General features: G+C 60.3%; 18 protein-coding genes and 1 tRNA gene. 17 read left to right on the forward strand and 2 right to left on the reverse strand.

The window, feature by feature from the left end:
* The 9 genes from mutL to BLT85_RS01935 all read left to right on the forward strand — a co-directional run bounded on the left by mutL (position 1) and on the right by BLT85_RS01935 (position 9,618).
* Positions 1-1,845, forward strand: a complete 1,845-nt coding sequence (mutL, locus tag BLT85_RS01895; protein WP_093391560.1) for a DNA mismatch repair endonuclease MutL — start codon at positions 1-3, stop codon at positions 1,843-1,845.
* A gap of 39 nt (positions 1,846-1,884) precedes the next feature.
* Positions 1,885-2,820, forward strand: a complete 936-nt coding sequence (gene miaA, locus BLT85_RS01900) for a tRNA (adenosine(37)-N6)-dimethylallyltransferase MiaA (RefSeq protein ID WP_093397270.1) — start codon at positions 1,885-1,887, stop codon at positions 2,818-2,820.
* 124 nt (positions 2,821-2,944) lie between these two features.
* On the forward strand, positions 2,945-3,199 hold the full coding sequence (hfq, locus tag BLT85_RS01905) for an RNA chaperone Hfq (RefSeq protein WP_093391561.1): 255 nt from the start codon (positions 2,945-2,947) through the stop codon (positions 3,197-3,199).
* A 22-nt stretch (positions 3,200-3,221) separates the two neighbouring features.
* A complete protein-coding gene (gene hflX / locus BLT85_RS01910) occupies positions 3,222-4,523 on the forward strand; it encodes a ribosome rescue GTPase HflX (protein ID WP_093391562.1) in 1,302 nt (433 codons plus the stop codon).
* Positions 4,524-4,637: 114 nt separating this feature from the next.
* Positions 4,638-5,861 carry an FtsH protease activity modulator HflK gene (gene hflK / locus BLT85_RS01915; protein ID WP_093391563.1) on the forward strand — a complete coding sequence of 408 codons (1,224 nt, stop codon included), beginning with the start codon at positions 4,638-4,640 and terminating at the stop codon, positions 5,859-5,861.
* Positions 5,861-6,736: a protease modulator HflC gene (gene hflC / locus BLT85_RS01920; RefSeq protein WP_093391564.1), complete on the forward strand. Its 876-nt coding sequence runs from the start codon at positions 5,861-5,863 to the stop codon at positions 6,734-6,736. The genes hflK and hflC overlap by 1 nt, the downstream gene beginning before the upstream one ends.
* A gap of 141 nt (positions 6,737-6,877) precedes the next feature.
* On the forward strand, positions 6,878-7,063 hold the full coding sequence (locus BLT85_RS01925) for a DUF2065 domain-containing protein (protein ID WP_093391565.1): 186 nt from the start codon (positions 6,878-6,880) through the stop codon (positions 7,061-7,063).
* A 31-nt stretch (positions 7,064-7,094) separates the two neighbouring features.
* The gene (locus tag BLT85_RS01930) at positions 7,095-8,282 is read left to right on the forward strand and encodes an ATP phosphoribosyltransferase regulatory subunit (protein WP_093391566.1); all 1,188 of its coding nucleotides are present in this window, start codon (positions 7,095-7,097) and stop codon (positions 8,280-8,282) included.
* Between the two features lie 46 nt (positions 8,283-8,328).
* A complete protein-coding gene (locus tag BLT85_RS01935) occupies positions 8,329-9,618 on the forward strand; it encodes an adenylosuccinate synthase (protein WP_093391567.1) in 1,290 nt (429 codons plus the stop codon).
* Between the two features lie 151 nt (positions 9,619-9,769).
* On the opposite strand, the gene BLT85_RS01940 is transcribed toward BLT85_RS01935, so the two are convergent.
* Positions 9,770-9,856, reverse strand: a tRNA-Leu gene (locus tag BLT85_RS01940).
* Positions 9,857-10,032: 176 nt separating this feature from the next.
* Between BLT85_RS01940 and rnr the strand changes: the two genes are divergently transcribed.
* The 8 genes from rnr (at position 10,033) to BLT85_RS01980 (ending at position 19,447) form a co-directional block, all read left to right on the forward strand.
* Complete coding sequence (rnr, locus tag BLT85_RS01945; RefSeq protein ID WP_093391568.1) at positions 10,033-12,609, forward strand: ribonuclease R; 2,577 nt, start codon at positions 10,033-10,035, stop codon at positions 12,607-12,609.
* Positions 12,610-12,619: 10 nt separating this feature from the next.
* Complete coding sequence (gene rlmB, locus BLT85_RS01950) at positions 12,620-13,369, forward strand: 23S rRNA (guanosine(2251)-2'-O)-methyltransferase RlmB (RefSeq protein ID WP_093391569.1); 750 nt, start codon at positions 12,620-12,622, stop codon at positions 13,367-13,369.
* 198 nt (positions 13,370-13,567) lie between these two features.
* The gene (gene rpsF, locus BLT85_RS01955; protein WP_093391570.1) at positions 13,568-13,987 is read left to right on the forward strand and encodes a 30S ribosomal protein S6; all 420 of its coding nucleotides are present in this window, start codon (positions 13,568-13,570) and stop codon (positions 13,985-13,987) included.
* A gap of 40 nt (positions 13,988-14,027) precedes the next feature.
* Positions 14,028-14,258 (forward strand): 30S ribosomal protein S18, encoded by a 231-nt coding sequence (rpsR, locus tag BLT85_RS01960; protein ID WP_093391571.1) that lies wholly within the window; start codon positions 14,028-14,030, stop codon positions 14,256-14,258.
* Positions 14,259-14,293: 35 nt separating this feature from the next.
* Positions 14,294-15,190, forward strand: a complete 897-nt coding sequence (locus BLT85_RS01965; protein WP_093391572.1) for a YybS family protein — start codon at positions 14,294-14,296, stop codon at positions 15,188-15,190.
* Positions 15,191-15,209: 19 nt separating this feature from the next.
* Positions 15,210-15,656: a 50S ribosomal protein L9 gene (rplI, locus tag BLT85_RS01970; RefSeq protein ID WP_093397273.1), complete on the forward strand. Its 447-nt coding sequence runs from the start codon at positions 15,210-15,212 to the stop codon at positions 15,654-15,656.
* 162 nt (positions 15,657-15,818) lie between these two features.
* Positions 15,819-17,225, forward strand: coding sequence for a replicative DNA helicase (dnaB, locus tag BLT85_RS01975; RefSeq protein WP_093391573.1), 1,407 nt, complete (start codon positions 15,819-15,821; stop codon positions 17,223-17,225).
* A 14-nt stretch (positions 17,226-17,239) separates the two neighbouring features.
* The gene (locus BLT85_RS01980) at positions 17,240-19,447 is read left to right on the forward strand and encodes a YgiQ family radical SAM protein (protein ID WP_093397276.1); all 2,208 of its coding nucleotides are present in this window, start codon (positions 17,240-17,242) and stop codon (positions 19,445-19,447) included.
* A gap of 175 nt (positions 19,448-19,622) precedes the next feature.
* Here BLT85_RS01980 and BLT85_RS01985 read toward each other — a convergent pair whose 3' ends face one another.
* On the reverse strand, positions 19,623-22,358 hold the full coding sequence (locus BLT85_RS01985) for a response regulator (protein ID WP_172829797.1): 2,736 nt from the start codon (positions 22,356-22,358) through the stop codon (positions 19,623-19,625).
* Positions 22,359-22,429 lie beyond the last annotated feature (71 nt).

Genomic DNA, 22,429 nt, shown 5'->3' on the forward strand with positions numbered 1-22,429 from the left:
ATGTCACGCATTCAACTTCTCAGTCCGCGGCTGGCTAACCAGATCGCGGCAGGCGAGGTCGTTGAACGGCCGGCGTCGGTCATCAAGGAATTGCTGGAAAACAGTCTCGATGCTGGCGCATCGCGGATCGATATCGACACCGAGCAGGGCGGCGTCAAGCTGCTGCGCGTGCGCGACGATGGTCGCGGGATCGTCAGCGATGACCTCCCGCTGGCGCTCTCCCGCCACGCCACGAGCAAGATCCGTGATCTCGACGACCTGGAGCGAGTAGCCACCCTCGGTTTTCGTGGTGAAGCGCTGGCGTCGGTGAGTTCGGTCTCGCGCCTGACATTGACCTCATGCGCGGAAGGGGAGGATCAAGCGTGGCAGGTCGAGACGGAAGGCCGCGAGATGTCCCCCAACGTCCAGCCTGCTGCCCACCCGCGTGGCACGACCGTCGAAGTGCGAGATCTGTTCTTCAACACTCCTGCGCGGCGCAAGTTTTTGCGCACCGAGAAAACCGAATTCGGTCATCTCGAAGAGGTGGTCAAACGTCTCGCGCTCTCACGCTTCGATGTGGCGTTCAACCTGCGTCATAACGGCCGCTCGGTGCTCGGTTTGCGTCCCGCTCATACCGAGCAGGAAGCCCGGCGCCGGGTCGGCTCGGTATGCGGTCCGGCCTTCGTCGAGCAATCGTTGACCATCGACGCCGAGCGCAGCGGTTTGCGGCTCTGGGGTTGGGTGGGCCTGCCGACCTTTTCCCGCAGCCAGGCGGATCTGCAGTATTTCTTCGTCAATGGACGCATGATCAAGGACAAGTTGGTCGCGCATGCCGTGCGCCAAGCGTATCGCGACGTGTTGTTCAACGGTCGACATCCGACCTTCGTGCTTTTCCTGGAAGTCGATCCTGCCGTGGTAGACGTGAACGTGCATCCGACCAAGCACGAGGTGCGCTTTCGTGACGGCCGCATGGTCCATGATTTCTTGTTCAGTACGCTTTATCGCGCGCTTGCCGAGCAGCGACCCGGCGAGCGTGTCGATGATCAGCTGCCGCCCGCTTCGCCCGACATCCAGCCGGCTCCGGCCAGCATAGGGGTGTTCTCCGGGCAGGCGAGCATGCCGCTTGCCGAGCCCCAAGGCAGCTGGACAGCGGGATCCGATCTCGCCCGCCCATCGGGTCAGGCACTCGCTGGCGCAGCCCAGACTTACGCCGCCTTGTACGGTACAGGTAGCGGCACCGGGGCCGTCACGCAGTCCAAGCCTCCCGAGCAGGAGGGCGAGGTGCCGCCGCTGGGTTATGCCGTCGCCCAGTTGCACGGGGTATACATCTTGGCCGAAAACGCCCACGGCCTGGTGGTGGTGGACATGCACGCAGCGCACGAACGCATCACCTATGAGCGCCTCAAGCTGGCGATGGATCAGGAAGGATTGCGCAGCCAGCCCCTGCTGGTGCCTGAAAGCGTTGCCCTGTCGCAGCGCGAGGTCGACTGCGCAGAAGAACATGCGGCCTGGTTCACCCACCTCGGTTTTGCCTTGCAGCGGATGGGGCCGGAAAGCCTGGCGATTCGAGAGCTACCTGCACTGTTGCGCCAGGCCGACGCGGTGCAACTGGTGCGCGACGTGCTGACCGACCTGATGGAGTACGGCACCAGCGACCGGATCCAGGCCCACCTCAATGAGCTGCTGGCTACCATGGCCTGTCACGGTTCGGTACGCGCCAATCGGCGCCTGACGCTTGCAGAGATGAACGGGCTGCTGCGCGACATGGAACAGACCGAGCGTAGCGGCCAATGCAATCACGGGCGGCCGACCTGGACACAGATGAGTATGACCGAGCTGGACAAGCTCTTCTTGCGAGGTCGCTGAAAGGTGGAAAGGCGCGCGTTGCCGCCGGCCATCTGCCTGATGGGTCCTACCGCCTCCGGCAAGACAGAGCTGGCCCTGCATCTTGCCAGCAAGCTGCCGTGTGAACTCATAAGCGTCGATTCGGCGCTGGTCTACCGCGGCATGGATATTGGCACTGCCAAGCCGGACGCCGCCACCCTTGCCGAGTTTCCGCATCATCTGGTGGATATTCTTGATCCGGCGCAGGCCTATTCGGCTGCACGTTTTCGTGATGATGCGCTGCGGTTGATGGCCGAGATAACCGCGCGTGGGCGCATCCCACTTCTGGTCGGTGGCACCATGTTGTATTTCAAGGCGCTTGCCGGAGGGTTGGCGCAGATGCCTTCCGCGGACCCGGTCGTACGTCAGCGCATCGAGTCCATGGCCGGCGAGAAGGGCTGGGAGGCGGTGCATCGCGCGCTGGCTGACGTCGACCCGGTTGCGGCCGCCCGTATTCATCCAAACGATCCGCAGCGGATCCAGCGCGCCTACGAGGTCTATCTGCTTTCCGGTGTTACGCTCAGCGAATGGCATGCGCGCCAAGCCGAAAAAGGCGGCGCTAGCGGCTCTGCATCAGATGATTTGCCTTATACTGTGCGGCATCTTGCCGTCGCCCCTGCGCAACGACAGGTGCTGCATGAGCGGATCGCTCAACGTTTTCAGGTAATGCTGCGCGACGGGTTCGTCGACGAAGTACATGCTCTGTATCGCCGAGGTGACCTTGACCCATCGATGCCGTCGATTCGTGCAGTGGGCTATCGCCAGCTCTGGGAGCACCTGGAAGGGAAACTCTCCCTAGACCAGGCGGTCGAACGCGGAGTCATTGCTACCCGGCAACTTGCGAAAAGGCAGTTTACCTGGCTGCGCGGCTGGCACGCCGATATCGACTGGCTCGACAGTCTTGACCCGAATCGATTCGACCAGGCCTTGAAACGCCTCCGGACCGTCACCATATAGCTTGGCAATGTTCTGCTAATCTTTATGGTGGTCGCCACGTAGCCGCCTCATGGATAATGGACAGGCAGGCCGAAACGCATTATTAGTGCTTATAACCAAAACGATTTCCATAAGGAGTGAGGCAATGTCAAAAGGGCATTCATTACAAGACCCTTACCTGAACGTTCTGCGTAAAGAACGGGTTCCGGTATCCATCTACCTGGTCAACGGCATAAAACTGCAGGGGCAGATCGAATCGTTCGATCAGTTCGTCATTCTGCTGAAGAATACGGTTAGCCAGATGGTTTACAAGCACGCGATTTCTACCGTCGTTCCGGGTCGTCCGGTACGTCTGCCGGCGCAAGGCGCAGGAGACGAGGCTGAAACCGGAGCGATTTGATCTGACAACCCGGGAGGCCTGATTGTTTTTCGAACGCCATGAAGGGGGTGAACGAGCGATTCTCGTTCATCTTGAGAGCATGGATGAACAGAGTCGGGAAGATCCGCACGAGTTCGTCGAACTGGTGCGGTCCGCTGGAGCGGAGATTGTTCACTTCCTGACCATCAATCGCTATCAGCCAAGTCCGCGATTCCTCGTGGGTTCCGGCAAGGTCGAAGAAATACGCGATCTGGTCAGAGACCATGAAGGTGATCTGGTCATCTTCAATCACACCCTGACACCCAGTCAGGAACGCAACCTGGAGCGCGAGCTGCAGTGTCGCGTTATCGACCGTACCGGCCTGATCCTGGACATCTTCGCCCAGCGTGCCCGCACGCATGAAGGTAAGCTACAGGTAGAGTTGGCGCAGCTGCAGCATCTGAGCACCAGGCTGGTTCGAGGCTGGACGCACCTTGAGCGGCAGAAGGGCGGTATCGGTCTGCGCGGCCCGGGTGAAACCCAGCTCGAAACTGACCGCCGATTGTTGCGTAATCGGATCAAGCAGATTACCAAGCGACTGGAAAAGGTTCGCAGTCAGCGAGAGCAGGCGCGGCGATCGCGCCGACGTGCCGAGATCCCAGTAGTTTCCCTGGTCGGTTACACCAATGCCGGGAAGTCCACGCTATTCAACAGCATGGCCGACTCTGAAGTCTTCGCGGCCAACCAGTTGTTCGCCACGCTGGACCCAACCTTGCGCCGCATCGAACTGGCCGAGGTCGGGCCGGTTATCCTGGCCGATACCGTAGGTTTCATCCGACATTTGCCTCACGGTCTGGTCGAGGCTTTCAGGGCGACGCTGGAGGAATCCAGTCAGGCGGACCTGCTACTGCACGTCATCGACGCTGCTGACGACGAGCGGACCTCGCATATCGAACAGGTGCACCTGGTACTTGGCGAGATTGGCGCGCTGGAACTGCCGATCCTCGAGGTCTACAACAAGGTCGACCTGCTGGAAAACTTCGAGCCGCAGGTTCAGCGCGATGAAAACGGCAAACCGCTGCGTGTTTGGGTATCGGCGCGGGAAGGCCGCGGCCTCGATCTGCTGGCGCAGGCGGTAGCCGAGCTTGTCGGCGAAGATGTCATACAGAAACGCATCCTGCTCGGGCACGACGAAGCCCGTTTGCGCGCGCAGTTCTACGCCGCCGGAGCGGTAATCGGGGAGCACGTCGATACAGAAGGGCGCCCGGAACTGGAGGTGCGCTTGCCACGTAGCGACTTCAATCGTCTGGTTACGCGCGAAGGCTGGCAGCCCGATATCTTTCTTTCGCAACATACTTTGCAATAATGCACGGGCATGTCGTTCACGCGGTCCCTGGCAATTGCGATAGGATAAGGCCCCGCTGCGTTTGGCCCACCCGGGCACGATGCGGCGAATCGATTTCGAAAAACGGAGAGCGCTATGGCCTGGAATGAGCCTGGTGGTGGTAACAATTCGAATAACCAGGATCCCTGGGGAAGCGGTGGCAACCGTGGCGGAAATCGCGGTGGGAAGCAGGGTCCGCCGGACCTTGACGAGGCGCTGCGCAAATTGCAGGACAGCCTGAACGGCATCTTCGGCAAAAAGAAACGTGGAAGCGATAACGGTTCTGGCCGTGGGGCCGGAAGTACCGGTGGCGGCATCCCCAAGGGCGTCTGGGTGCTTGTTGCGCTGGTTCTTGTGGCTGTCTGGCTGTTCAACGCCGTATATATGGTGGATGAGCAGGAGCAGGCGGTGGTGCTGCGTTTCGGTGAATATCACCGAACCGAAGAGCCGGGCTTGCATCTTTATTTTCCGCCGGTTGAACGCAAATTCCAGCGCAACGTGACGCAGGTTCGCTCCTATCGCCAGCAGGGTCAGATGCTCACCGAGGACGAGAACATCGTTGAGGTGCCACTGGCCGTGCAATACCGTATCTCCAACCTCGAAAACTTCGTGCTGCGCGTCGAAGATCCTGAAACCAGTCTGCGGCATGCGACCGAAAGTGCGTTGCGTCATGTGGTCGGTTCGACATCTATGCATGAAGTCCTGACCGAAGGGCGGGAAGCGATGGGGGTTGCGGTGACCGAGCGGCTGCAGCGCTATCTGGATCACTACAATACCGGCATCACTGTCGTTCAAGTCAACGTCGAAAGTGCCCAGGCTCCGGCTGAGGTTCAGGATGCCTTCGATGATGTAATCCGTGCTCGAGAGGACGAAGTCCGTGAGCGCAACCAGGCTGAATCCTATGCCAACAGCGTTATCCCGGAGGCTCGCGGGCGTGCTCAGCGTCTCTTGGAAGAGGCCAATGGTTATCGGGATGAGGTCGTCGCCCGGGCTGCCGGTGAGGCACAGCGCTTCGATCTGCTGGTCGGTCAGTATCGTCAGTCACCTGAAGTCATGCGCGAGCGGATGTACATCGGCACGATGCAGGATGTGCTGAGCAACACCAGCAAGATCCTGGTTTCGGGAGGAGAAGGTAGTAACAATCTTCTTTACCTGCCGCTGGACAAGCTGATGGAGCGCAATAATTCGGGCTCCGGTAATTCGTCGGGCATTCCCGCCAATTCCACGCCGGGAGTGAACCCCGGCAATGCGGCCGATTCCAGTAACCGCATCCCAATGCAGGTGCAGCAGCGTGATCCGCGCGCCAGGGAGACCCGCTGATGAGTAACAAGACGATATTTGGTTTGGTCATTGCGCTGGTTGTCCTCGTGATCGGCTGGCAAAGTTTCTTCATCGTCAGCCAGACCGAGCGTGGCCTGGTGCTGCAGTTCGGTAAGGTGGTGCGCGAGGATGTTCCGCCGGGGCTGCATTTCAAGCTACCGTTTGTGCAGAAGATCCGGGTATTCGACGGTCGTCTGCTGACTCTCGATACGCCCACGCAGCGCTACCTGACCCTGGAGAAGAAAGCGTTGATGGTCGATTCCTACGCCAAGTGGCGCATCGCCAACGTGCAGCGGTTCTACACCGCGACGTCCGGCCTGCGCACTATTGCCGAGGAGCGTCTGTCTCGCCAGCTCGAATCGGGTCTGCGCAACGAAGTCGCACGTCGTACTTTGCATGAAGTGGTTTCAGGGGAACGCGACCAGCTGATGGCGAATATCACTCAGGAGCTGAACGACAGCGCTCGGCGTGAGCTGGGTATCGAAGTCGTGGACGTTCGGGTGAAAGGGATAGACCTTCCGCAGGAAGTAAACCGCAGCGTATTCGAGCGTATGAGCAGCGAACGTGAGCGCGAAGCGCGCGAGCACCGGGCCAAGGGTCGCGAGCTGGCCGAAGGCATCCGTGCGGATGCCGACCGTCAGCACCGGGTGATTCTCGCCGAGGCGTTCCGTGAGGCTGAAGAAATCCGTGGTCAGGGTGATGCCCAGGCTGCCGAAATCTACGCCCAGGCCTATACCAAGGATCCGGAGTTCTACTCTTTCTACCGGAGCCTGCAGGCGTACCGGGAAAGCTTTGGCAGTGGCTCGGACGTGCTGGTGCTGGATCCGGAAAGCGAGTTCTTCCGGTATATGGAGCGAGGTCCGACGCGGCAGTGAACGCCAGCCACATCCGCCAGCTCGGCGGGTGTGGCTCGCTGGAAACGGTGTTACAATCGCGCAGCCGGGGAACTCCCGGCTTTTTTGTGACCGGTGCCGACGCCTGTCCGGGCCGATCAGCCCGCCGGCGGAGGCTTCGCCATGTTGAGCAGTCTGTTGGTTGCGCTGTGCCTGGTGTTGGTGCTGGAAGGTATATTGCCTTTCGCTGCGCCGGCGCGCTGGAAGCAGCTGTTACGAAGCGTCAGTAGCGTGTCGGACCGACAGGCACGTCTGATCGGCTTGCTGAGCATGATCACCGGCACTGCCTGCCTGTATCTGTTGCGCTGATACGGCACTTATCGTGTAAGAAGGTTTTAACATGCCCAATGTTGATCGCTGGCTACTGCCTGACGGGATCGAAGAGGTGCTGCCCGAGGAGGCGGCGCGTATCGAGGCGGCACGCCGCAAGCTGCTGGATCTGTTCGCCAGCTGGGGTTATGACCTGGTCATCACTCCGCATATCGAGTATCTCGAGTCGCTGCTTACTGGTGCCGGTCACGACCTGGAATTGCAGACGTTCAAAATGACCGACCAGCTGTCTGGGCGGATGCTCGGTCTGCGGGCGGATATCACTCCCCAGGTGGCGCGCATCGACGCCCATACGCTCGGCGCCGAAGGCCCGAGCCGCCTATGTTATTGCGGCAGTGTTCTGCACACCCGCCCGCGTCCCCTGTCGACAGCGCGCAGCCTGATTCAGCTCGGGGCGGAGCTATATGGCGACGCCTCATGTGCCAGCGACGTCGAAATCATCTCGCTGATGCTTGAAACGCTTTCAGCCTGTCAGGTGCAGGGTGTTCACCTGGATCTCGGACACGTCGGCATCTATCGTGGGTTGGTCCAGGCCGCAGGTTTGGACGCGGTTCGTGAGAATGCGCTATTCGACGCCTTGCAACGCAAGGCGGTAGACGAAGTGGACAAGCTGACCAGCGCATTACCGGATAGTGCCGTTGCGGCCATGCTGCGCAGCCTCGCCGGATTGTCCGGTGGGGTGGAGGTGCTTGATCGGGCGCATGCCTTGATGGATGGCGCTCCGGAATCGGTCATGGCAGCGCTGGATGATCTGGCCGAAGTGGCTCAGACTCTCGGCCGGCGTTACCCGGACGTGCCGCTGTATTTCGACCTTGGCGAGTTGCGTGGCTATCACTACCACACGGGAGTGGCTTTCGCGGCCTTCGTTCCAGGCGTAGGGCAAAGCGTCGCGCAGGGCGGGCGTTATGATGACATCGGTCGTGATTTTGGTCGGGCACGTCCGGCGACCGGTTTCTCGACCGATCTGCGATTTCTTGTCGAGCGCGGCCAGGTAGAACCTTCCCGTCGCGGCGGGATCTGGGCTCCGTATGCGAGCGAGCCGGGTCTGCAGGACGAAGTCATGGCGCTACGGGCGAAAGGCGAACGGGTAATCGTTGCACTGCCGGGACAGGTTGACAGCTCGGCACCCGATTACGGCTGTGACCGCATTCTGCGGCACCACCAGGGCACCTGGCAGGTGTCGGAACTGAATTCCTGATTGCATGGCCATCAGGCCATACTGACTAACGAGGCAAGAGCACGACATGGGTAAGAATGTTGTCATCCTGGGCACCCAATGGGGCGATGAAGGCAAAGGCAAGATCGTTGATCTGCTCACCGATCAGGTCGCTGCCGTGGTGCGCTATCAGGGCGGACACAACGCCGGCCACACGCTGGTCATCGACGGCGAAAAAACGGTGCTGCACCTCATTCCCTCAGGGATTCTGCGCAGCAATGTCATGTGCTTCATCGGCAATGGCGTGGTGCTTTCGCCAGAAGCCCTGCTCAAGGAGCTCAAGGCGCTGGAGGCCAAGGGTGTGCCGGTTCGCGATCGGCTGCGCATCAGTCCTGCCTGTCCGCTGATCCTGCCGTATCACGTGGCACTCGATCAGGCTCGGGAAAAGGCGCGCGGCGAGGCGAAGATCGGTACAACCGGCCGCGGTATCGGCCCCGCGTACGAAGACAAGGTTTCGCGTCGCGGGCTGCGTGTCGCTGATCTGTTTCACCGTGAACGCTTCGCCGCCAAGCTTGGCGAAGTGCTCGATTACCACAACTTCGCTCTCCAGCATTACTACAAGGTGGACCCGGTCGACTTCCAGAAGACTCTGGACGAAGCAATGGAATACGCCGAATGGCTGCGTCCGCTGATGACCGACGTGACCGCACGCCTGCATGAGCTGCGCCGGGAGGGTGCCAACATCATGTTCGAAGGTGCCCAGGGCTCGCTACTCGATATCGACCATGGCACATACCCCTTCGTGACCAGCTCCAACACGACCGCTGGCGGCACCGCGACCGGCTCCGGTTTCGGTCCCTTGTATCTTGACTACGTGCTCGGCATCACCAAGGCCTATACAACCCGCGTCGGTTCCGGTCCGTTCCCGACTGAGTTGTTCGACGACGTCGGTGCGAGGCTGGCGGAGCGTGGCCACGAATTCGGCTCCACGACGGGTCGCGCGCGCCGCTGCGGCTGGTTTGACGCGGTGATCCTGCGTCGGGCGATCGAAATCAACAGCATCAGTGGCTTGTGTCTGACCAAGCTCGATGTGCTCGACGGGCTGGACGTGATCCGCATCTGCGTGGGTTATCGCAATGCAGACGGCGCGGTCATCGAGGCGCCGACGGACGCAGATAGCTACATCGGTCTCGAGCCAGTGTACGAAGACGTCCCGGGCTGGCACGACTCCACTCTGGGTATCAAGACCCTGGAGGGATTACCGGCCAATGCCCGTGCGTATATCGCCCGGATCGAGGAGCTTGTCGGCGCGCCGATCGACATTATCTCGACCGGACCCGATCGTAACGAGACGGTGGTCCTGAGAAAGTTGTTCTAACCAGAAAAGGCGCCCTTCGAGGCGCCTTTTTTCCAGGCGCGAACGGGATAGTCGACAGCAGACATGCGAACGGAATGCGCTGGACAAGGCAAAAATGCGTTTTATAGGGGGTTACCGTGCGTACTGAATCAGCGAGCTGCTGAGAGAGAAATGGTGCCCAGGAGAAGACTCGAACTTCCACGGCCGTAAGGCCACCAGCACCTGAAGCTGGCGTGTCTACCAATTTCACCACCTGGGCGTATCAATTCCAACGGATGCTATGCTGAACCAAGGTTCGTTGCGATCAACCGTTGTTGTGTTGACGGCGCGAATAATACGTAGCGGCATTGGGGATGTAAACCCCCGCCTGCAAAAATATTTCAGTTTCATCGAAACAGGTGCAAGCGGCCCTGTTTCGCGGTTCAATAGGTGCCTATGACGAAAAAGACCAAACCCCATGACCCGGCGGGCAAGCCGGGCGATACAGCCTCTCGTTCTTCTTCCGCTACTGTCGACTGGGTCAATCATGACCCAGCCGCTGAACGGGAAGCTGAGAAATATGACAATCCCATCCCCAGTCGCGAACTCATCTTGCAATTGCTCGAGGAGCGCGGCGCGCCGGCGACCCGGGCCCAGCTGCAGAGCGAGTTTGGCCTGTCCGATGAGGATGCCATCGAAGCGCTGCGCAGGCGGCTCCGTGCCATGGAGCGCGACGGGCAACTGATCTATACGCGCCGCGGCGCTTACGCCCCGGTCGACAAGCTGGACCTGATAAAAGGACGCGTCCAGGGACATCGGGATGGCTTCGGCTTTCTGGTGCCGGATGAAGGCGGCGAAGATCTTTTCCTCACACCGGCGCAAATGCGCCTGGTATTCGACGGCGATCGTGTGCTCGGTCGGGTTACCGGTGTCGACCGGCGCGGTCGCAGCGAAGGCGCGATCGTGGAAGTGCTCGAACGCGCCCATGAATTCCTGGTAGGCCGGTTCTATCAGGAGAACGGGATCGGCTTCGTCGTTGCGGACAACGCCAAGATCAACCACGAAGTACTGATCCCGCCAGGCACCGAAGGTGGCGCCGTGCAGGGTCAGTACGTCGAGGTGCGCATCATCCAGTGGCCAACTTTGAATCGCCCTGCCCAGGGCGAGATAGTCGAAGTAGTCGGTGATTACATGGCGCCAGGCGTGGAAATCGAAGTGGCGCTACGTAGCTACGATATCCCTAGTGTCTGGCCTCAGGCGGTGCTGGACGAGGCGGCGCAGCTCAAGGATCACGTCGAGGAGCGGGACAAGCAGAAGCGCGTCGATCTCCGGCACTTGCCGCTGGTGACCATCGATGGCGAAGATGCACGCGATTTCGACGATGCGGTCTATTGCGAGCCTTACAAGGCCAGTGGCTGGAAACTGTTTTCCGGCGGATGGAAGCTCTATGTTGCGATCGCTGACGTATCGCATTACGTCACGGTCGGTTCGGCGCTCGATCAGGAAGCCGAGTTGCGCGGCACCTCGGTGTACTTCCCAAGTGAAGTCGTGCCGATGCTCCCCGAAGCTATCTCCAACGGTCTGTGCTCGCTGATGCCAAAGGTCGATCGCCTGGCAATGGTCTGCGAAATGACTGTCTCCAAGAGCGGTGAGCTGACCGACTACCAGTTCTACGAGGCTGTGATTCACTCGCACGCTCGGCTGACCTACAACAAGGTCTCGGCGATGCTCGAGCATCCTCGTAGCAAGGACGGAAAGGCGCTCTGCGAGGAATACGCAGATATCGTCCCTCACCTGAAAAATCTCAACGATCTCTACAAGGCCTTGGCCAAGGCCCGGCAGGGTCGCGGGGCGATCGACTTCGAGACCACCGAAACCCGGATCATCTTCGGTGAAAACCGCAAGATTGCCGAAATCCGTCCGACTACGCGCAACGACGCCCACAAGATCATTGAAGAGTGCATGCTCTGTGCGAACGTCGCGACGGCGCGTTTCATGCAGGATCTGGATATTCCGGCGCTTTACCGCGTGCACGACGCTCCGAAGCCTGAGAAAGTCGAGCGTCTGCGCCAGTTCCTCGCTGCGCTGGGATTGTCGCTAACCCGCAAGAAGGGCGATCCGACTCCCGAGGACTACAGCGCGGTCCTGGAAAAGATCCAGGGTCGGCCGGATGCTCAGCTGATCCAGACGGTGATGTTGCGCTCGCTGAGTCAGGCTGTGTACAGCCCGCATAATGAGGGGCACTTCGGCCTGAACTACGAAGCCTATACACACTTTACTTCGCCCATTCGTCGCTATCCCGATCTGTTGACTCACCGGGCCATTCGCAGCGTCGTGCGCTCGCGCAAGAAAACCGACCTGGTGCGCAGGTGTTCTGCTGGATTGATGCCCAAGGCTTCGATCTACCCTTATGAGATGGCGGATCTGGAACGCCTGGGTCAGCAGTGCTCGCAGAACGAACGACGGGCAGATGAAGCTAGTCGCGACGTCGTCAACTGGCTCAAATGCGAGTTCATGCAGGACCGGGTGGGCGAAAGCTTCGATGGTCTGGTAACCGCCTGTACCAGCTTCGGTTTGTTCGTCGAGCTCAGCGAATTCTATGTTGAAGGTCTGGTGCACATCACTGCGCTGCCGGCTGATTACTACAACTTCGACGCCGTTCATCACCGGTTGGTCGGCGAGCGGTCCGGTCGCGTGTTCCAGTTGGGCGATACCGTCCGGGTTCAGGTTGCGCGCGTCGATCTTGACGATCGAAAGATCGATTTCGAGATGGCCAAAGACCAGCCGGAGGGCCGCCCTGGTGCGAATGTCGACGCGAGTCGCGCTGCGCGAGCGAAACTGATGGGTGACGCCCGGCAGGCATCGAAGCCCGGCAAGGGCAAGACCAAGGATGGCAAGGCCGCCAAGTCGGGGCGCGGCAAGGGCGATCGGGATGCTGCTCCACGCAAGGCGCGTGCGGATGGCGAGCGTCCGGCGGCGCGGGGTGAGACCGGTGGGCCAGAGCGGCAGCCGCGCAAGCGCAAGGCAAGGTGAGTTCGGCGAGATGAGTGATCTGGAATACGTATTCGGCGTGCACGCCGTACGGGCCATGCTCGACCGTGCGCCGCGTCGCGTTAAACGTCTTATGTTGCAGCGTGGCCGGGTAGATGGGCGCGCGCAGACTTTGCTCGACCGTGCTGCTGCGGAAGGGATTGGCATCGAACGCATCGCGCCCGAAGAAATGGACAAACTGGCCGAAGGCGTACATCAGGGCGTTATCGCGCAGGTCACGCCTAGCCAGCTCTGGTCGGAAGAGATGCTCACCCATCTTCTCGACCGACTGGATACGCCCCCGCTTCTTCTGGTTCTCGATGGGGTGACCGATCCCCACAATCTGGGTGCCTGTCTGCGCAGCGCGGATGCGGCCGGCGCCCAGGCGGTGATCATCCCTCGGGACAAATCCGCCAGCTTGACGCCCACTGTGCGCAAGGTCGCCTGTGGCGCTGCCGAAACGGTTCCTCTGGTTGCGGTGACCAATCTAGCTCGCACGCTCAAGACCTTGCAGCAGCGTGGCATCTGGACCGTCGGTACGGCGGGAGAGGCGGAGCAGCTGATCTATCAGGTCGACCTCGCCGGACCCATTGCTGTCGTCATGGGTGCGGAGGGTGCTGGCATGCGCCGGCTGACCCGCGAGCATTGCGACTTTCTGGCCAGGTTGCCGATGGCTGGGAGTGTCAGCAGTCTCAACGTGTCGGTAGCGACGGGAATCTGCCTTTTCGAGGCGGTACGTCAGCGGACGGGCTCGGGTCGCTAGCCTCAGAGGCGTTGCCGCTGTGTTTGGCTGTTCCTTGGTCGTCTTGTCTCGGTGACGCCATTCCGAGCCGCCACCAGCCGCGCCGTTCGCTGCCCTTGCTACTTTCCCCGGCCTTCCCTAGAATGGCCGCCCCAAACCTAGAGTTCCACTCCTTGCCAGACCATTTGGGTGGCTGGCTATAACCCGTAAGGAGCACCAATGCGTCATTACGAAATCGTATTTCTGGTTCATCCGGATCAGAGTGAGCAGGTCAACGCGATGGTCGAGCGTTACACCAAGCTCATCGAAGAAGACGGCGGCAAGATCCACCGCCTGGAAGATTGGGGCCGTCGTCAGCTGGCTTATCCAATCGACAAGATTCACAAGGCGCACTACATCATGATCAATGTTGAGTGCAGCGCCAAGGCTCTGGAAGAACTGACCGAGAACTTCCGTTACAACGACGCCGTGATCCGTAACATGGTCATCCGTCGTGACGAAGCCGTCACCGAACAGTCCGACATGCTCAAGCCTGAAGACACCGGTCGTGGTGAGCGTCGCGAGCGTCGTGAGCGTACTGACTCCGACAGCGATGCTGACAACACCAGCAACGACACCGATGACGGTGACGACGAGTAAGTTTTCCGGTTCCTATTCCAGTATCTAAGGAGACGTTGCCATGGCACGTTTTTTCCGCCGCAGAAAGTTCTGCCGTTTTACCGCTGAAGGCGTCAAAGAGATCGATTACAAGGATCTCAACACACTCAAGGCCTACGTCACCGAGACCGGCAAGATTGTTCCCAGCCGTATCACTGGTACCAAGGCCAAATATCAGCGTCAGCTGGCTGTAGCCATCAAGCGCGCGCGTTATCTGGCCCTGCTGCCGTTCACCGACTCTCACGGTCGTTGATAGGTAGCTGAAACTGATCTGGATACTGAACCAACATGCGTGGTCTGGCTGAATACATCATGCGTGGTCGCAAAGAGGCCACGCTGGTCGTCGCGATAGCGGCAGCCATTCCTCTGCTGTTCTGGTTCAGCGCGGCGGCGCTGGCGCTGGTCATTCTGCGTCGGGGCCTTAGCGAAGCAATGCCGGTGCTGGTGTGGGGGATACTCCCTGCGCTGGCCTGGGCGATGGTTGGCGATCTGACGCCTCTGCTGGTGATCGCCGGTGCAGGCGCGATGGCAGTCCTGTTGCGTCAGCGTAGCGACTGGGCCCCGGTGCTCATTGTTGCGGTGCCTTTGGGAATAGCCTACGCGCTGGCCCTGCTGGCTGTGCTCGACGAGCCGCTGCAGCAGCTGGCCACGCAGATTCGCGAAATGTTGCCCGATATGCTCTCGGGCATGAGCGGTGATTTGGACGAGGCCGATAGGGCGCAGCTTGAAGCACTGTTAGTGCCGTTGCTGGCTGGTCTCATGGGCGCGGTACACATGTTGATGGCGCTGGTCAGTTTGATGATCGGCCGTTCCTGGCAGGCCCGGTTGTATAACCCGGGCGGCTTTCGTCAGGAGTTTCATCAACTGCGTCTCTCACCGCTGGTGGCCGTCGGTCTGCTTGCACTGACGCTGATCGGCCCGCAGTGGTCCGAGCTCGCCATGGTGTCGCCGATTGCCAGCGTGCCGCTGTTGCTGGCAGGCATCGCGCTCATACATGGCATCGTCGGATTGCGCGGTCTCGGTACCGCATGGCTGGTCGCGATGTACGTGATGTTCGCTTTCGTCGCTCAATTGATTTATCCGTTGATCATGTTTTTGGCATTTGTTGATAGCTTGTTCGATTTCCGTTCCAGGATGCGCCCGGCAGGGCCCTCCGGGGACGATGATTCGAACAGCCAAGGTTGAATTTCAAGAGGTCATCGCAATGGAAGTTATCCTGCTCGAAAAGATCGCGAATCTGGGTAACCTGGGCGACAAAGTCGCTGTTAAGGCAGGTTACGCTCGCAATTTCCTGCTGCCGTTCGGCAAGGCAACACCTGCCACTGCAGCAAACGTAGAAGCGTTCGAAGCACGTCGTGCCGAACTGGAAAAGAACGCTGCCGAGCGCAAGGCTGAAGCCGATGCTCGTGCTGCCAAGCTGGCCGACCTGACCGTGACCATCACGGCCAACGCTGGTGAGGAAGGCAAATTGTTCGGTTCCATCGGTACCCGCGATATCGCCGACGCGGTTACCGCCGCTGGTGTCGAGATCGAGAAGAGCGAAGTGCGCCTGCCCGAAGGCCCTCTGCGCAACGTTGGCGAATACGATATCGATGTGCACCTGCACACCGACGTTGAAGCCACCGTCAAGCTGGTCGTTGTTGCCGGCTAAGGGAGCCTCTCCCGCTGCTTGACCGCGTTCGTCGGCTGGTCGCCCCCGTGGCGCTCAGCTGATGATTTGCTCGGGCTTTGCAGTTAGACTTACCAGCACGGCGCTTGTCTCTGACAGGCGCCGTGTTGTCTTTTCTGTCCGCCGTTTCCCCGAGCCTGCCCGATGAACGAAACCGCCTATTCCAACACTGCGGAACTTGATCTGCAGACGACGTCCCTGAAAATTCCCCCTCATTCAATCGAGGCGGAACAGGCGGTCCTGGGCGGCGTCATGCTCGAAAACACTGCCTGGGAGCGGGTCGCCGAAGGCGTCAGTGAGACGGACTTTTACCGCCATGACCATCGTCTGATCTTTCGTGCCATGGTGCGTCTGGCTGGGCGAAACCAACCGTTCGACGTGGTCACCCTGGCCGAAGATCTGGATCGTGAAGGCCTGATCGATCAGGTCGGTGGGCTTGCCTATCTCGGTCAGCTCGCCAAGAACACGCCCTCTGCGGCGAACATCGGCGCCTACGCGCAGATCATCCGCGAACGGGCCACGCTGCGCCAACTGATAAGCGTCAGTTCGGACATCGCAGACACTGCATTCAACCCCAAGGGCATGCAGGCGCTCGAGGTGCTCGACGAAGCCGAGCGCAAGATTTTCTCCATCGCTGAAAGCCGCCCGAAGACTGGCGGGCCTGAAGCGGTCAATGCCTTGCTGACCAAGGCCATCGACCGCATCGATACCTTATTCAACAGCGATGGGGCCATCACTGGACTTTCGACAGGCTTCAACGATCTGGATGAGATGACCTCCGGCCTGCAGCCAGCCGATCTGGTCATCGTCGCTGGCCGTCCATCCATGGGCAAGACGACGTTCGCCATGAATCTCGTCGAGAACGCGGTGCTGCGTAGCGAGAAGGCAGTGCTGGTGTTCTCGCTGGAAATGCCAGGTGAGTCTCTGATCATGCGTATGCTGTCCTCGCTAGGGCGCATCGATCAGACCAAGGTGCGCTCGGGTCGGCTCGATGATGATGATTGGCCGCGTCTGACCTCGGCGGTCAATCTGCTCAATGATCGCAAACTCTTCATCGACGACACAGCCGGCCTTTCGCCCATGGAAATGCGTGCGAGAGCGCGCCGAATCGTCCGTGAGCACGGCGACCTGGCACTGATCATGATCGATTATCTGCAGTTGATGCGCATCGGTGGTAGTGGGGCGGAGAACCGGACAAACGAGATCTCGGAGATCTCCCGCTCACTCAAGGCGCTGGCCAAGGAATTCAACGTTCCCGTCGTCGCTCTGTCGCAGCTCAACCGTTCATTGGAACAGCGCCCGAACAAGCGGCCGATCAACTCGGACCTGCGTGAATCGGGCGCGATCGAACAGGACGCGGACATCATCATGTTCGTGTACAGGGATGAGGTTTATCACCCCGACTCGCAGGACAAGGGCATTGCCGAGATCATCATCGGCAAGCAGCGTAACGGCCCCATCGGCACCACGCGCCTGGCTTTCCTCGGCAAATACACCCGTTTCGAGAACCTGGCGCCTGGCTCCTATGCCGGCTACGGGGATCTGGAGTAGCAATGTCTACCAGCATGCCGGCCGCCCGGCCGCTTTTCGATTATCCCAAATACTGGGCCGAGTGCTTCGGTCCGGCTCCGTTCCTGCCCATGTCGCGAGAGGAAATGGATCTGCTTGGCTGGGACAGCTGTGACGTCATCATCGTCACCGGAGACGCCTATGTAGACCATCCATCGTTCGGCATGGCGATCATCGGAAGGCTGTTGGAAGCGCAGGGATTTCGCGTCGGCATCATCAGTCAGCCGGACTGGCACAGCAAAGACGACTTCATGAAGCTCGGCAAGCCGAACCTGTTTTACGGGGTCGCGGCTGGCAATATGGACTCGATGATCAACCGCTACACGGCGGACCGCAAGATTCGTTCTGACGATGCCTATACGCCGGGCGGCGTTGCCGGAAAGCGGCCCGACCGAGCCAGCGCGGTGTATAGCCAGCGCTGTCGAGAGGCCTATAAGGATGTGCCGATCGTGCTTGGCGGCATCGAAGCGTCGCTGCGTCGCATAGCGCATTACGATTATTGGCAGGACAAGGTTCGCCATTCCCTGCTGCTTGACGCCAAGGCGGACATTCTGCTGTTCGGCAACGCCGAGCGTGCGATCGTCGAGGTGGCCCAGCGAATCAGCCGGGGTGAAACGGTACAGAGCATTACGGATGTACGGGGCACCGCGTTCGTGCGCAAGGACACACCTGAGGGCTGGTTCGAGCTCGACTCGACCCGCATCGACCGGCCTGGCAAGGTCGACAAGATCATCAATCCCTACGTCAATACCCAGGATACAAGCGCCTGCGCCGTCGAGCAGGCCAAGGGCGACGACAAGGCCGCCGCAGCGGCAACCGTAGACGAGGTACAGGTCCTTCAGTTGCTCCCGCATCCTCGCCTTGAGCGCGACCGAACGGTGATCCGCCTGCCGTCGTTCGAAAAAGTGCGCAACGACCCAGTGCTCTACGCTCATGCCAACCGGGTGCTGCACCTCGAAACCAATCCGGGCAATGCCCGTGCTTTGGTGCAACGTCACGCCGAGAAGGACGTGTGGTTCAACCCGCCGCCTATCCCGCTGACCACTGAAGAAATGGACTACATCTTCGGTCTGCCTTATGCACGCATTCCGCATCCGGCCTATGGTGGCGAGAAGATTCCAGCCTACGAGATGATTCGCTTTTCTGTGAACATCATGCGTGGCTGCTTCGGGGGCTGCACCTTCTGTTCGATCACCGAACACGAAGGCAGAATCATCCAGAACCGCTCGCACGATTCGATCATTCGCGAGATCGAGGAGATCCGGGACAAGGTCCCCGGATTCACTGGAGTGATTTCCGATCTGGGCGGTCCCACTGCGAACATGTATCGCATCGCCTGCAAGAGTCCGGAGATCGAGGCGGCATGCCGCAAGCCGTCCTGCGTCTTCCCCGGCATTTGCGAGAATCTGAATACCGATCATTCTTCGCTGATCGGGTTGTACCGCAAGGCGCGTGAACTGCCGGGCGTGAAGAAGATTCTGATCGCTTCGGGTCTGCGCTACGATCTGGCGGTAGAGTCGCCCGAGTACGTCAAGGAGCTGGTAACCCATCACGTTGGCGGCTACCTGAAAATCGCCCCGGAGCATACCGAGGAAGGTCCGCTGACCAGGATGATGAAACCGGGCATCGGCTCCTACGACCGCTTCAAGCAAATGTTCGAGAAGTACTCGAAGGAAGCGGGGAAGGAGCAGTATTTGATCCCCTACTTCATCGCGGCGCATCCGGGGACCACCGACGAAGACATGATGAACCTTGCTCTGTGGCTCAAGCGCAACGGTTTCCGTGCCGACCAGGTGCAGGCGTTCTATCCTTCGCCGATGGCTACCGCCACCGCGATGTATCACTCGGGCAAGAATCCGCTTCGCAAGGTGACCTACAAAAGCGATGGCGTGAACGTGGTCAAGGGCGAGCGACAGCGGCGCCTGCACAAGGCATTTCTGCGCTACCACGATCCGAAGAACTGGCCGTTGCTCCGGGATGCGCTGCAGGAGATGGGGCGTTCGGACCTGATCGGCAACAGCAAGCAGCATCTGATCCCGACGCATCAGCCAGCGGGGGAGAGCTACCACAGCTCCCGTCGCAAGAATTCTACTCCGGCCGGCAGCCGTAAGGCCGGGCGAATACTGACCCAGCACACCGGTTTGCCGCCACGCGACACAGGCGCCGGCAAGAAGCCACGCAAGGGTTCGCGGCCGGCTCGCTAAGAGTCTATCGTGGCGATTGAGGAAACTCGCTGGCTGCCAGGCATTCTTGGAGCTAGCCTTTCCCTAAATACAGGGAGGCTTGGTGATGGCTGGTATCAATGTGATGGTTCGGATGTTTGCCGACTACGCCGCAGCGTTGTCCGGCACAGCAGTGCAGGACGAGGCGCTGTAATAGTCACGGGGTCATCGCCCCGTCGGCTTTTCGCTCCACCCAGTAGCTGATCTGCTCGCGTAGCTGGCTGAGCTCCACCGGTTTGGCCATATGACCGTTCATACCAGCCTTGCGTGCGCGCTCGCGATGTTCTGGCAGGATGTGTGCGGTGAGCGCGATGATCGGGACCGCGTGCATGCCGTTGTTCTGTTCCCACTGACGAATTTCTCCGGCTGCAGTGAATCCGTCCATCTCCGGCATTTCGCAATCCATTAGAATCAGATCATAGGTACCGCTACGTGCAGCCTGGACGGCTTCCCGGCCGTTGCCCACTGCATAGCTGTCCACCTTGAGCTTTTGCAGCATGCCGCGGATTACCTTGGTGGATATCGCGTTGTCTTCGGCGATCAGAACCCGGAAGTGCGAATCGGATGTTGGAGGCTCGAGCTCGGCTTGCACCAGTCCAGGCATAGTGTGTTGTTTCTGGTGGTTGGTCCATTCGTCGATCAGGGTCGCGCGTAGCGTGTAGCCGGCTACCGGCTTGCTGAGGATTCTGCGGATGCCTGCGTTACGGGCGACGATCCGGCTTGGAATCTGATTCACTCCGGTGAGCATGATAACCAGCAGGTCTCCTCGAATCGCCGGGTCCTCGTGAATACGAGAGGCCAACTCAAGACCGGTCATCCCTGGCATCGACTGATCAACCAGCAGCACATCGAAGGGGGCCGTAAGGCTCGCCTGGGTGCGTAGCATGGCAAGCGCTTCCTTGCCGCTGGCCGCGCACTGCGGTTGCATGCCCCAGGCGCTGAGCTGTTGCTGCAAAACCTTGCGGCAGGTGGCATTGTCGTCGACGATCAGGACGCTACGATCTGCCAGGCAGTGCCCGTCTGCATCAGGTGTTGCTGCGCTGCCAACCGAAGTGTCCGGCAGCGTCAACCAGATGGTCGTACCCTGGTCGGACGCGTATTTGATTCCGAGCTTGCCGCCCATCATGTCTACCAGCTGACGGGCGATCACCAGACCCAGGCAGCCGGTTGCGCTGGCCTTTTCGAAGAGGCGTGAAGTATCGCCCGCAGGGGCGGTGAGGCTCGCTCGCGCTTCGGCGGTCAGGCCCGTGCCTGTGTCCTGCACAGCGAAACGAAGCAGCGGCTCGCCAGAGGTTGTCATTTCACGGCCTACCACCACGAGAATCTCTCCTTGCGCGGTCGACTGCAGGGCGTTGCCTAGCAAGTTGAGCAGTATCTGGCGCAAACGAGTAGGGTCACCGACAACGGTCCTGGGCACGTCTGGATGGACGAAGCCGATCAGTTCGATGGTCTGGCTGTCGGCCCGGCCACGAAAGATATCCAGGCAGTCGTTGATCAACGCGTGCAGATCGAACTGGACGTTTTCCAGCAGCAGCTGACCGGACTCCAGCCGTGACATATCCAGAACTTCGTTGACCAGGCTGAGCAAGTCGTTGCCGGAGCTGTGGATGGTTTGCACATAATCGCGCTGCTTGGCCGACAGCGCCGTATCCAAAAGCAGCTCGGTCATCCCCAGCACGCCGTTCATTGGGGTGCGTATTTCATGGCTGATCCGCGCCAGAAACTCTGACTTGGCCCGCGTTTCCGCCTGTTGAGTGGCCTCGGCATGGCGTAGCGTGTGCGCCCTCGCAATGCGTTGCTGCTGTCGCGAGAACAGACGCCAGGCGTAGGCTATCAGCGCTGCCCAGAGGAACAGGTCGGACGTTTGCTCGGCCAGGCTGCGCGGTAGCGCACTCTGGTCGGCAAGCCAGCTGACCAACAGCAACAGATGCCCGGAAAACAAGGGGCGGCTGAAGGGCGTACGGTTATACCAGCAATAGGCTGTCGCGGCGATTGCCAGGAGCGGCACGCCCAGGCGGGCAGCGTTGACGCTGGCTTCTGCCGTAGCAGGCCAAAGGTACAAAGCGCTGATGCCGGCGACGCTTGCGATGACGATCATGGCGTCTGCTTTTATTCTGGCCAGACTATCGTCTGTGAAGAGTCGCGCCAGAAGCAGGCCGATGCAGCCCAGGGCGGCGAGGCGCAAGGAGTCTTGCAGTGCAGCGGAGTCGAGGGGGATCAGTCGCTCCAGCCAGTCGACTCGAACAAAGGTGCTCAGCGCGACCAGCAAGCCGGCTGCCGCCAGAAAAAGATGCAGGCGATCGCGCCCGACCAGTCCCTGCAGCAGGCCGTGCAAGACGAGCGACAGCAGCAGACCGGCAAGAATGCCCTGTAGCGCCTGATGCCAGCCATGTTCCAGGGTCGCGCCGCGAGTGTCGGTCAAGGTTATGCGGGTGCGCAGAGCGTAATCGTTGGCCAGGCGCAGGTACACCGTCTGCTCGGCGTCGTTCCCCGCTGCGACATCCAGCGGGAACGCGAAGCCCGGGTAAGGCAATCCGTCAGGCTGAGTTCCCTGCAAAGCTGCTCCGGAGCGGTAACTCAGGATGGTGTCACCGACGATGTGATGTACCGTCACCGCCTCGATCACCGGGTTGTCGACCGTCAGTACAGGCCGTGCGGGGTCCACGGCGAGCTGTACCCATAGCGTAGCGGGTGGCTCGGGTAGGCTGAGTATGCTGTCTGGGGACGGTGTGAAGCGGTTGGAGTATCGGTTGGACAGGACCTCTGCCAAGGTCAGGCGTCCGCTGGTGTCGACGAAGGTACGGAAAGCCGATGACTCGTCGGCGAGACCGGTGCCCGGCAGCGAGAAAACGCTCAGCAAGGTGCTGATTACAAGCCAGCCTAGGTACTTCACTGTCGGGGGGTGTCCTGTCCTTGGCATCAAGTCAACGATGGCCTAGCTTGTTCGGCCCGGCGCGCGACAGT

This window comes from Halopseudomonas xinjiangensis (assembly GCF_900104945.1).
Lineage (GTDB): Bacteria > Pseudomonadota > Gammaproteobacteria > Pseudomonadales > Pseudomonadaceae > Halopseudomonas > Halopseudomonas xinjiangensis.